Below are 11,906 nucleotides of genomic sequence, written 5' to 3' on the forward strand. Positions count from 1 at the left end.
ACTTACAGGCGTACAACAAAAACCACAGAGCAAATTTGGAGGCTCATGTGTCAGTCATCAATTTTTTTGGGAAGAAAAAGTCCAGTAGTCCGGTCAACTCGGATATGGACAGACAAAGAAAGTACGAAGCGCTTGTCAGAGCGTATCACAGAGATCTGTACCGCTACGCTTACTGGTTGTGCAAAGATCAGTCTGTGGCAGAGGATTTGGTACAAGAAACTTGCCTAAGGGCATGGAAATCTCTGGATAGCTTACAGGACGAAAAAGCAGCAAAATCTTGGCTCATTACTATTTTGAGACGAGAAAATGCTCGCCGCTTCGAAAGAAAACAGTTTGATCTGGTCGATATTGATGATCATGGTAATGATGCAAAGGTCAGCGATGACCCACACCATCAGTCGGAATGGGTCCAAGCACAGATCATGAAGCTGGAAGATGAATATCGCGAACCACTTTTCTTGCAAGTCGTCGGTGGCTTTAGCGGTGAAGAGATTGGTGAGATACTAGGTCTGAATAAGAATACTGTGATGACTCGTCTGTTCAGAGCAAGAAATCAATTGAAAGACATGTTAGATACAGAAAACAGTCACAGAGGGCAGCAAAATGGATGAGTTAGAATTTCGTCGTCGCATCATGTCCGATCCTAAAGACCGGGACAGCGATATCTTAGAAGCAATGAAGTCGAATGATGCCAATGGCAAGTTCGCCGATGATATTCTGGATCTCGACGCTCAGATTGCCAAAGCAATGAATGTAGATGTCCCTGAAGATCTGGCCGACAGAATATTATTCAATCAGACATCAAGCACAGAATCAAACGTAGTTAGACCGAACTTTGCCAAACGTGCCATGGCCATGGCAGCATCGATTGCTTTTGTTTTTGGTTTGCTCGTTGGACAGGTGAATTGGGGAAACATTGTTGTTTCTCCAGCACAAGCTAGCCTAGCTGATACAGCCATTAAGCACGTCATCGATGAAAAACCATTTGTTCAAAATTTAGATGAAAACGTCGCATCATCACAAATTAACGCCAAGATGATGCCGTTCGATCGTCAGCTTGGTGAAAACTTCCCTTACCACGTCTACTACCTAAATCATTGTGGGTTTGGTAAGTCGAATGCACTTCACATGGTCTTCCGTGGTGAAAAAGGTAAAGTTACCTTGTTCTTAACGGGCATCGCTTCAGACAAGACGGTCGACTTCGAGAAAGAAGGTATGGCGGGTGTTGTAGAACCTGTCGGTCAGACCAGTTTAATCTTGGTCGGAGAAGAAGGTGAAGATGTTGCCAAAATCGCCGAAAACCTGATGACTATCATCAAACCGATGAGTTAACCAAATTTTAACATTTTGTGACCTATCTCATGGCTTGAACGAATCGTTTAAGCCATTTTTTTAGCATAAAATTAGAGTCATAGCTCTAAAAAGAAGAATTTTTCAGCATTTTCCTGCCAGATACACATCATTTCCATAATTTTATCATCCAATTAGGCAATGGTCGGATTTCTATCTTTTATACTTGAGTCTAGTATCAGCCACCACTGAGCTTTTGCTCGAGTATAACGTCCGGTAGAGACGAACAAAAAAGGAAAAAGCAAAAATGAACAAGACGCGTCTGTTTAAAAAATCACTTTTAGCAGTGACCATTGCCACAACTACAATGGCTTCGCAGCAAGCTCTCGCTGCAGGTTTCCAACTTAACTCTCAATCAGCAACTGGTTTAGGCCGAGCCTTCGCTGGTGACGCTGTTATTGCAGATAATGCGTCTGTTATGTCTCGTAACGCCGCAGCAATGTCATTATTTGACCGCACTGAAGTGTCGGTTGGCTTTAATGTCATCGACTCTGAAGTAGAAATTAAGGATTCAACGTACACTCAACCAGCTGCAGTGGGTGGTTCTTCTAGTTCTATAGAAAACACTACGAACGACGCAACATCTGTTGTGCCTAACTTTTACATTGTTCATCCTGTTAACGACGAGTTCGCTGTCGGCCTCGGTATTTACTCTAACTTTGGTACAACCAATGAGTTTGATAGCAACTGGGGGACAAATACTGGTACGTTGTTCGTGAACGGTACGACTGCAGTTTCAGCAGTTCCTGGCGCTGATGCATTTGGCGGTATCACCAATGTTAGCACTACAAACATCCTACTGGCTGGCTCTTATCGTATTAATGAACAATGGAGTGTTGGTGGTGGCTTAGATATAATCTACGGTGAGGGGGAACTCAAGCGCCAGTCAACCATGAACGTAGTGCAAGTACCTAGTACTTCAACAGGTACAACAAACACTCAACAGCTAATGGATATCGATGCTTCAGGGTGGGCTTTTGGTTTTAACCTAGGCACTGTTTTTGAAATGGACGAAAACAACCGCTTCGGTTTAAGCTATCATTACAGCCCTGAAAAAGAAGTAAGCGGTACCGTTTCTTACAGCGGCGACTCAAACATCGGTGATCTTAAGATCCCACTACCCGATATGTTTGAATTCTCTGGTTATCATCGTATTGAAGACACTAAATTCGCTGTTCACTACAGCGTACAGTGGATTGGTTGGAGCGCTTTCGATCGCTTAGCAACAACTAACGGTACTGAAATTAAGCAATATAAGTGGCAAGACACTTTCCATTACGCAATCGGTGGTACGTATTACGTCAACCAAAACTGGGAAGCTCGTGTAGGCTACATGTTCGACGAAGGCGTTCAAGATGAACTGACCTCAGTATCTGTACCTGATTCTGACCGTCAATGGTTCTCTGCAGGTGCTACGTATCATATCAACCAAGATCAAGCAATAGACGTTGGCTTCACCTATCTCATAGGCGAAGACCAAAAGGTTAACGACACCATCACAAGTGGTTCGAACACCATTAAGCTAGATACCACGACTAAAGCGACAGCTATGTTGTTCGGTGTGCAATACACTCACAAGTTTTAACGTGTGACTAATAACAACTTTAAAGGGCCAGTTTTTACTGGCCCTTTCTTTTCGCTGAACGACAAAGCCTACCTTAAGTCTCTGTTTATCAATCATTTTAAGCGTACACATGTACTCAAAAACACCCTTTTCATACTACGCATGTACGCTCAATACAAAAAACAAACCATTAACATTTAGTCAATTAAAAAGGAATTTGGTCAATTAGTAATATTTTATGCCAAATATAGAGTTAACACTGTTTTTAATTTTTAAAGTAATAGCTCTAAACTTATGATCGCACGACAAATTATCAATACGTTCAGCGAACATAAAAATGAAAACAAACAAAACTCTTCTATCTCTTGCAGTGGCAGGTGGCCTTCTTTCTGCATCTGCATCAGTAAATGCGGCAGGATTCCAGCTCGCTGAATATTCAGCAACAGGTTTAGGTCGTGCATACGCTGGTGAAGCAGCTATGGCCGACAACGCGAGCGCACAGTGGCGCAACCCAGCAATGCTAACCTATCTCGAAGGTACTCAGATTTCTGTCGGTGCTATCTATGTAAACCCTAATGTAGATGTCAGTGGTAGCGTGGATGGCTCTAAGTCATTAAACCCGACCCTTCCTACATCAAATGCAACTTCTGATGATTTCGCAAATGATGCTGTTATTCCTAACTTTTATATCTCTCATAAGTACTCTGAAAAAGTCGCTGTCGGCTTTGCGATGGGCACTAACTACGGCATGGAAACTAACCTAGGCGATGACTTTGCCGCTGCACACTTTGGTAATGAAGCTAGCGTTACTACTATGGAAGCGAACCTGAACGCAGCATACAAGCTCAATGAACAGTTCAGTTTTGGTGGCGGTATCCGTTATGTAATGGGGGAAGGTAGCTTTGGCGCAAAAACGCCGGAAAACAACGTAATTGGTGTTATTGGCACGACTCCAATTTCTGCGGCCAAGGGCACCACTCTAAAATACATGGAAGGTGATGATACCGCTTGGGGTTGGCAAGTCGGCACAGCTTGGCAAATTAATGAAGATCATAGAGTTGGTTTTACTTACAAATCTGAAATTGATCTTAAACTTGAGGGCTACGCAACGGGTATTGGTTTTGACTCAGCCCTTAGGGACGGGAACCGTGACAACGGCTCTATGGATCTCGCCTTACCTGCAACAGCAGAACTAGCAAGCTTCCATCAGCTAACGGAAAAACTGGCGATCCATGCAAGCTTAAACTGGACAGATTGGAGCAGCTTCGAGAAACTTGAAGCACAGCTTGATACCTATGGCACTAAAATGGTTAAGGTTGAAAATTGGGAAGACAATTACCGCTTTGCTATCGGTGCTACCTACCAGGTTGACCCAAAACTAACTCTACGCACAGGCGCGGCATACGACACGTCAGCAGTTAGTGATAAAAACCGTACAATTACCATTCCAGAAACCGATCGTACATGGCTGAGCCTTGGTGCAAGCTACGAGTTTACTAAACAGTTCACATTGGATGGCGGATTAACCTACATCCTTGCGAAAGATGCACCAATCACCGAATCGCGCGGATACGCATCGGATGATGAAGCACAAAATGTTGCAGGCCAATTCGTCGGCGAGACTAAAGGCAACATCTGGCTAATCGGTGTTCAAGCTAATTACAAATTCTAAATAAATTATCCCGCAAACAAAAAAGGCTTGGTCATGACCAAGCCTTTTTATTAGAAATCTTCATCCAGATATTCATCTAGGTAAGCTTCTTCATCTGCATCGTAATCGTCCTTAGGCTCGATTTCTGCTTTAAAGTCTTGCCTTTGAAGAAATGCATCGCGTGTAAGCGCATAAGGATCGGGAGAGTTCTCCAACATCGCTTCTTGAGATACTAATGCCGCGCGTGTCTCCATACCTTCGAGCGCCCATTTACCTAGCCCAGCCCAGAAGTTGAGTAATGACAGTGGGACATATAAGCCATCAACAATGTCTGTAGATTCACGCACAGTCCAAGGACCATAGCCTGGCACCATCACATATGGCCCATTACCTACCCCATAATGGCCAACGGCGTCACTGAAAGCTTTCTCATTATGGTCGGTGATCCCCGCTTCAGACGCGATATCAATGATGCCTAAAAGCCCAAAGGTACTGTTAATCCAAAAGCGATTGAAATGATCGAGTGCTTTCTCACCATTCCCCATTAAGATGTTGTTCACCATACTTGCTGGCTCATCTAAGTTGCCAAGGAAGTTGGATACGCCATGACGCAGAGGATCAGGCACGTAGTTAACGTATGCCAACGAAACTGGACGAACGAAGTAAGGGTCTAAATAGTCATAGTTAATTGTCCACATCGTGCGGTTAAACCCCTCAAATGGGTCATTGACCTCCGATTCGGCTGACGTTGAGTGTTCACTTTCCTGAGGTGAGCCCGCACAGCCAAATAGAAAAATTGACGTACAAGCAATCACCCATATCTGAGACTTAAAGCTCTTCATTATTATAATTTCCATAAAAAAGGCCGGTGTAGTCACCGGCCTTCGTACATTCATAAGGGGTATCTATTGATACTGCTTATCAATTATAACTTCAACAGGTTCGCCCATTTTAACGGCTTCGCTCTCTCCAAACCAGTCCCCTTGTTTGGTTGCAACATTTCCATCGCTATCTAGACGCACTCTTACCATCAAAGATTCAAGTGAAGACAGTTTACGGTCTTGCAACATGCTGTTTCCATCGTCCAAAACAACGGTTCTTGGGAAAGAGCCCATCGGGTATCTGGCAGCAGCTACTGGCATCGGAGATCCATCGGCAGTGTGAACTGAAACGATCAGCGCTGAATTAGGATCAGCCTGAACCTCAGCGCTCAACGCGATAGAGACAGACACAGATTTACCGCTCGGTACGTGATCACCCATTTGTTTCTGAGCATTTTCAATGCTGCGAGAGAGCATTTCATAACGACTGTCCTGCGGACCGATCATCTGCTGCATAACACTCCAGTAGCGAACTGCTGCTGGGTAATCTTTGCGTTCATATGCATCAAACGCTAACAATGAGAATACGCGTAAATCAACGTAATCGCTCTGAACCAGTTGACCAAGAATCTTACGAGCTTTGTCTTGGTCGATATCATCCTGAGACAACATCAAAGCTTGCGCATAACCCAATTTGACATCTGCGTTATCTGGCTCAAGTCTGTACGCTTTTTTCATCGACCCGATTGCCGTTTCCACATCCCTATTGGCTAGTGCAATACGACCAAGGAGCAACCAACCTGTAGAATCATCAGGTTGGTAATGCAGACGAGTACGCAGTGCCAGAGTCAGATCCTGCATTTCATCGTCGCTCAGTGCAGTACCTTCTGGTGCCATAAGCTTTTTAGACAAAGCAGGAAGATTTGCACTCACTTGCTGCCATTCCACAACTTCATCCGAAGCACCGAATTTCATGTACATGGCGTAAGACAACACTACAACCAAAAGAACCGATGGAATAAGCACTGCCATTGGTGAGATGCCGTTTTCACGCTCTACTTTCTGATCTTCCGGGATATCGTCTAACAGCGATTGTTTCAAATCGTCGATCAGATCTTGTTGGTTTTCAACTAACCCTTCTTCGGCTTCTTCTTCGAGCTCCGATAAACGGTCTTTGTAAAACGCCTTGTTTAACTCATCACGCAATGCTTCATCATTATTCGCTTTTTTTCTAATGATCGGCAAAGCAATCAGCAGTGAGCTCAGTACCACAAGAATGACTGAAGCTACCCAAAATAGTGTCATTACTGCTTATCTCCATCATTCTTATTATCCAGCAGCTCTTTCAAGCGCGCTTCTTTATCTTTGTCCCAAGATTCTGCCTGTTCAGGTTGCGCCTTACGTGATCGAGTTCTTAGGACAATAAAGCCAAAGCCAAATACCACGACAAAAATCGGCCCTAGCCATAAAATTGATGTCGCTATTGTGAATGGTGGATTGTAGGTAACAAAATTGCCGTAACGAGCAATCATATAATCAACGATTTCCTGTTTTGACTTGCCTTCTTTGGTCATTTCATACACTTTTTGACGTAAGTCGACAGCCAACTCTGCGTTGGAATCCGCGATAGTATTATTTTGACATTTAGGACAACGAAGGGTGTTACCGAGTTCTTTGAACTGCTGCTCTTGTTCCAAGTCATCAAACTCATAGATTTGGATTGTGGCATGTGCTGCCAAAGACAGAGTCATCGCAGCAAACAGAGCCAATATCATCTTTTTCATTGTCCAGCCTCCGCCAGAACTTGCTCATACATCGGTTTCAGTGTTTCGTTCCAGTTACGGTCATTCACATCACCGACATGGCGATAACGAATTTTGCCTTGTGCATCAATAAGGAATGTTTCTGGCGCGCCATATACGCCCAAATCTAAACCAAGCATTCCGTTACCATCGAATAAGCTGATTAGGTATGGGTTACCAAGTTCATTTAGCCACTGAACGGCTTTATCACGTTCATCTTTGTAGTTCATACCAATGATCTTAACACCTTGCGACGCTAACTCATTCAGGTACTGGTGCTCTGCATAACAAGTAGGACACCAAGTCGCCCATACGTTTAGCAGTAGTGGCTCACCTTTAAAGATGGACTGATCGTAAAGCTTGCCTGGCTCGGCGAGGTCTTCAAGACGAAACTCAGGAACCGATTTGCCGACAAGTACCGACTCTAACTTGGTAGGATCATCGCCATGTGAGTTTTTAACAAGTTGGGTGGCAAAAACTGCCACCAACCCCAAAAACGCCAACAGTGGGATGAATAGTAATTTCTTATTCATTATGCCTCCTGCGTTTTTGCACTTTTTCTGAAACGATAACGCTTGTCACTGATTGCAATAGCACCGCCTAGAGCCATTAGCAATGAACCAGCCCAGATCCAGCGAACAAACGGTTTGTAATAGATACGTACTGCCCAAGACTTGTTATCGTCTAGACGTTCGCCCATCGCGATATACAAATCACGAGTCACACCACGATCAATCGCAGCTTCTGTCATCATCGAGCGTGCAGTGCGATAGAAGCGTTTTTCTGCATGAAGTGTATTGATGTACTTGCCGTTATGAGTGATTTCAAAGTCTGCAATATAACCATCATAGTTCGGGCCATCTTTGTCACGCAGTCCTTCGAAGTAGAAGTCATAACCTTGAATGTTGTAATGCTGACCAGGAGCCAAACGTACATCTCGCTCGATGCTGTAGTTCTGAACCATCGCAATACCAATGATACTTACAGCAAGGCCAATATGTCCCATCATCATAGCCCAGTGACTACGTTGAAGTTTCTTGATACCAACAGAAAAACTGTGACGGTGAGTCGCACGCTCATGCAACTCAAAGCCGTGCATGAAGATAATCCACAACGCCATCACCCAGCCTAAATAAGCCATAAACTGGAAGAAATCGGCAAACAAGTAAACAAACACACCTGCAAGTACAAGTGACGCTACACCGGAAACCAGCATAGGCTTGATCAAGCTTGATAAGCTATCTCGTTTCCAACGAATCAGCGGACCGATACCTAGCAAGAAAGAGAAAGGAATCATCAGCCACGCAAACAACATGTTGAAGAACGGCGCACCGATAGATACTGAACCCAAACCAATCTGTTTATGAACTAGTGGTAACAATGTGCCGACCAGAACCACCACCAAAGCAGCAATCAACAAGACGTTGTTTGATAGCAGGGCATTCTCACGTGAAACTAAGCTAAAGTTACCTCGGACACGAACGGTTGCCCCTTTCAAAGCGAACAGCAGTAACGAACCACCAATAACAAACACTAGGAAACCGAGAATAAACATGCCTCGTGATGGATCAGATGCAAACGCGTGAACTGAAACCAAAATACCCGAACGTACTAGGAAAGTACCTAATAAACTCAGCGAGAACGCAGAGATTGCCAACAACACAGTCCAAGCCTTAAAGGTGCCGCGCTTTTCAGTTACAGCTAATGAGTGCATTAACGCTGTACCCGCAAGCCAAGGCATAAAGGATGCGTTTTCTACTGGATCCCAGAACCACCAGCCACCCCAGCCGAGTTCGTAGTACGCCCACCAAGAACCTAGTGCAATACCTAGAGTCAGGAATAGCCAAGCTGCTGTCGTCCAAGGGCGAGACCAACGAGCCCAAGCGGTATCGAGTCGGCCTGTCATCAATGATGCAATAGCAAAAGAGAACGCAACTGAGAAGCCTACGTAACCCATGTAAAGCATTGGTGGGTGAATAATCAAGCCTGGATCTTGAAGCAATGGGTTTAAGTCACGACCATCGACAGGAAAGAATGGCAAGGTACGTAGGAACGGATTAGATGTAACGATGATGAATAGTAAGAATCCAACCGTAATCATGCCCATTACAGCAAGCACACGAGCAACCGATTCTTGCGGCATACCACGACTAAATGTCGCAACGGCAACTGTCCAAGCGGCTTGAATCAGAACCCAAAGAAGCAAGGATCCTTCATGTGCTCCCCAAACCGCTGTCAGGCGATAGTACCAAGGTAACTGACTGTTTGAGTTGGTAGCAACATAGTTGAGCGTGAAGTCATTGGTGTAGAATGCCCAAAGCAGCACACAGAAAGATAAAAGAAGTAGCAGGAACATGCCCCAAGACAGAGGTCTTGCGGTGTTCATCAGCATAGTATTATTTCGAGACGCACCGACTAACGGCAGTATGCTCAACAGCACTGCCATTGCCAGTGAAACGATCATTGCAAAATGACCAATTTCAGCAATCATTGACCGCTTCCTTGTTTTTGTTGTTCTGTATATTCAAGCGGTTGGTGATTTTTCTTCATCGCTTCCGCTATCTCTGGCGGCATGTATTCTTCATCATGCTTTGCCAACACTTCAAAGGCTTCAACGGTCGTCGCATCTTTCAACACACCCTGAGCGACAATGCCCTGCCCTTCACGGAACAGATCTGGAAGAATACCGTCATAGACGATGGTGACCTTAGGGCCGACATCATGCAAATCGAAAGAAACACGCAGTGATTCAGGATCTCGTCGAACCGAACCTTCAACCACCATACCGCCAATCCGTAGACGTTGGCCGACTTCAGGTTTGGTGCCATCAGGTTTGCCGTCAACCAACTCGGTTGGTGTATAGAACAAATCCATATTCTGATTTAGTGCGTAAAGCATTAAACCAACGGTAGCGCTAATACCAATGAAAATTGCTAAGACAATGCCCAGCCTTTTCTTTCGCCTAGGGTTCATAATGTGTTCTCCAAATTTTTAGCCGCATCAATACGCGCTTGCCTGTCTACCTTCGACTGCACTTCATTCAACAGGTTTTTGCCACGGCGGATACTGACCAGAAGCAGAACAAACATCGAAAAGAATGTGATACCAAAAGCGCTCCAAACATAGCCGGCATAACCGCCCATCGCGAAAAAATCGCTCAAAGATTCAAAATGCATCGTTTAGTTACCTCGCTGAGATTTAGCCTGAGCTAAAGCAATCACCCACGGGCGGTGACTCTCTTTGCTAATAATCTCATTGCGTAGACGAATCATCGTCACTACACCAAAGAAAAATGCAAAACCGAAAATGTTCAGCAATAGAGGCCAAAGCATATCGCTAGAGATGGAAGGTTTTGCAAATTTAGTGATAGTCGCTCCCTGATGTAGGGTATTCCACCACTCTACTGAGAAATGAATAATCGGTAAGTTCACAACACCAACAATCGCCAGAATACCTGCCGCTTTGGCTGCTGTTTTCTGGTCATCAAACGCGTGATAAAGCGCGATGACACCGAGGTAAAGGAACAAGAGGATCAGTTCAGAGGTTAAACGCGCATCCCATACCCACCATGCCCCCCACATCGGCTTACCCCATACGGCCCCTGTAAGCAGGGCAATGAAGGTATAAACTGCTCCTATTGGAGCCATTGCAGAGGCGGCCATGTCTGACAGCTTGACCTGCCAGACCAAGCCAATAAACGCTGCAATCGCCATGGACATGTAAACACCCATAGACCAAATCGCAGAAGGGACATGGATATAAATAATCCGGAAGCTATCACCTTGTTGATAGTCAGAAGGGGCGAAGGCCAGTCCCCATATCGTTCCTACCGATAAACACAGTAGGGCTAATATGAAAAACCAGGGCAATAGCTTACCACACAGCTGATAAGCGGTTTCGGGCTTGGCATAAGGATGGAGCCATTTCCACATCGTCGTTCTCACTCTTACTTCAGTGTTGTCTTATTTACGTCTCTTGGACTTTTTTTTGACAATTATTAGTTTTGTAATTTATAGAAAGGGGAAATTTCGTGCTTGATCGAAAACAATTAATTGACACTTACTCTCAACGCAGCACTAATCGCAAATGGTGTCAGTGTCATAGCTCCCATAAACATCGCCCCTAGTATTGCAAGCTGACCGTTATACGCCATTCCAAGTGAAGCAGCGTCAATAGCCGAGGTCGCAAAGATCAATACGGGAATGTACAGCGGTAAAACCAACAAGCTGAGTAGCACGCCCCCTTTTTGTAGACCGACTGTCAACGCGACACCAATAGCACCTATAAAACTCAACGTTGGTGTACCTATCAGTAATGTTGTAACAACAGCCAGCCAAGAATTCATATCAAGAGAAAGTAAAATAGCCAGCAAAGGGCTAATCAGAATCAACGGTAAGCCTGTCAAAACCCAATGTGCAATCACTTTTGAAATCACGACTATAGGCAATGGGACAGGCATTAACATCATTTGTTCCAGTGAACCATCCTGAAAGTCATCCCTGAATAATCGTTCAAGAGATAACAGTGCAGACAGCAATGCCGCAACCCAAACAATACCAGCAGCAATACGAGCTAACAGGTTGGGTTCTGGGCCAATACTGAGTGGGAAAAGTGTAATCACTATGATGAAAAACCACAGTGGATTGAATATGTCTGCCTGACGGCGAAACGCTATAAGCAATTCACGTCGAATAATGCTGTTCATTGTTGCAAACATA

The 11,906-nt window shown here is 44.6% G+C and carries 13 protein-coding genes; 4 read left to right on the forward strand and 9 right to left on the reverse strand.

The features are described 5' to 3' along the window. Positions 1-35: 35 nt before the first annotated feature. The 4 genes from IX95_RS14075 (at position 36) to IX95_RS14090 (ending at position 4,586) form a co-directional block, all read left to right on the forward strand. The gene (locus tag IX95_RS14075) at positions 36-611 is read left to right on the forward strand and encodes a sigma-70 family RNA polymerase sigma factor (protein ID WP_029236321.1); all 576 of its coding nucleotides are present in this window, start codon (positions 36-38) and stop codon (positions 609-611) included. Beyond that, entirely contained in the window at positions 604-1,332 is a 729-nt protein-coding gene (locus IX95_RS14080; RefSeq protein ID WP_038161054.1) for a DUF3379 domain-containing protein, read from the forward strand. Before IX95_RS14075 ends, IX95_RS14080 begins: the two co-directional genes overlap by 8 nt. Before the next feature lie 265 nt (positions 1,333-1,597). After that, positions 1,598-2,935 (forward strand): outer membrane protein transport protein, encoded by a 1,338-nt coding sequence (locus IX95_RS14085; RefSeq protein ID WP_038161057.1) that lies wholly within the window; start codon positions 1,598-1,600, stop codon positions 2,933-2,935. 316 nt (positions 2,936-3,251) lie between these two features. Beyond that, entirely contained in the window at positions 3,252-4,586 is a 1,335-nt protein-coding gene (locus tag IX95_RS14090) for an outer membrane protein transport protein (protein WP_038161060.1), read from the forward strand. A gap of 50 nt (positions 4,587-4,636) precedes the next feature. On the opposite strand, the gene IX95_RS14095 is transcribed toward IX95_RS14090, so the two are convergent. The 9 genes from IX95_RS14095 to ccmB form a co-directional block, all read right to left on the reverse strand. Further along, positions 4,637-5,407, reverse strand: a complete 771-nt coding sequence (locus tag IX95_RS14095) for an MlaA family lipoprotein (RefSeq protein WP_006959417.1) — start codon at positions 5,405-5,407, stop codon at positions 4,637-4,639. Between the two features lie 63 nt (positions 5,408-5,470). Beyond that, positions 5,471-6,691, reverse strand: a complete 1,221-nt coding sequence (ccmI, locus tag IX95_RS14100) for a c-type cytochrome biogenesis protein CcmI (RefSeq protein WP_019277855.1) — start codon at positions 6,689-6,691, stop codon at positions 5,471-5,473. Further along, positions 6,691-7,170: a cytochrome c-type biogenesis protein gene (locus tag IX95_RS14105; RefSeq protein ID WP_038161063.1), complete on the reverse strand. Its 480-nt coding sequence runs from the start codon at positions 7,168-7,170 to the stop codon at positions 6,691-6,693. Before IX95_RS14105 ends, ccmI begins: the two co-directional genes overlap by 1 nt. Continuing rightward, positions 7,167-7,721, reverse strand: a complete 555-nt coding sequence (locus IX95_RS14110; protein ID WP_006959426.1) for a DsbE family thiol:disulfide interchange protein — start codon at positions 7,719-7,721, stop codon at positions 7,167-7,169. The genes IX95_RS14105 and IX95_RS14110 overlap by 4 nt, the downstream gene beginning before the upstream one ends. Next, positions 7,721-9,679: a heme lyase CcmF/NrfE family subunit gene (locus IX95_RS14115; RefSeq protein ID WP_006959428.1), complete on the reverse strand. Its 1,959-nt coding sequence runs from the start codon at positions 9,677-9,679 to the stop codon at positions 7,721-7,723. Before IX95_RS14115 ends, IX95_RS14110 begins: the two co-directional genes overlap by 1 nt. Next, a complete protein-coding gene (gene ccmE / locus IX95_RS14120) occupies positions 9,676-10,161 on the reverse strand; it encodes a cytochrome c maturation protein CcmE (protein ID WP_006959430.1) in 486 nt (161 codons plus the stop codon). Before ccmE ends, IX95_RS14115 begins: the two co-directional genes overlap by 4 nt. Continuing rightward, positions 10,158-10,364: a heme exporter protein CcmD gene (ccmD, locus tag IX95_RS14125; RefSeq protein ID WP_006959431.1), complete on the reverse strand. Its 207-nt coding sequence runs from the start codon at positions 10,362-10,364 to the stop codon at positions 10,158-10,160. The genes ccmE and ccmD overlap by 4 nt, the downstream gene beginning before the upstream one ends. 3 nt (positions 10,365-10,367) lie before the next feature. Further along, positions 10,368-11,120, reverse strand: coding sequence for a heme ABC transporter permease (locus IX95_RS14130; protein WP_038161066.1), 753 nt, complete (start codon positions 11,118-11,120; stop codon positions 10,368-10,370). A 116-nt stretch (positions 11,121-11,236) separates the two neighbouring features. Next, positions 11,237-11,905, reverse strand: coding sequence for a heme exporter protein CcmB (gene ccmB, locus IX95_RS14135; RefSeq protein ID WP_006959433.1), 669 nt, complete (start codon positions 11,903-11,905; stop codon positions 11,237-11,239). Position 11,906: the final 1 nt, after the last annotated feature.

Source organism: Vibrio sp. B183 (genome assembly GCF_000740665.1).
Lineage (GTDB): Bacteria > Pseudomonadota > Gammaproteobacteria > Enterobacterales > Vibrionaceae > Vibrio > Vibrio coralliilyticus.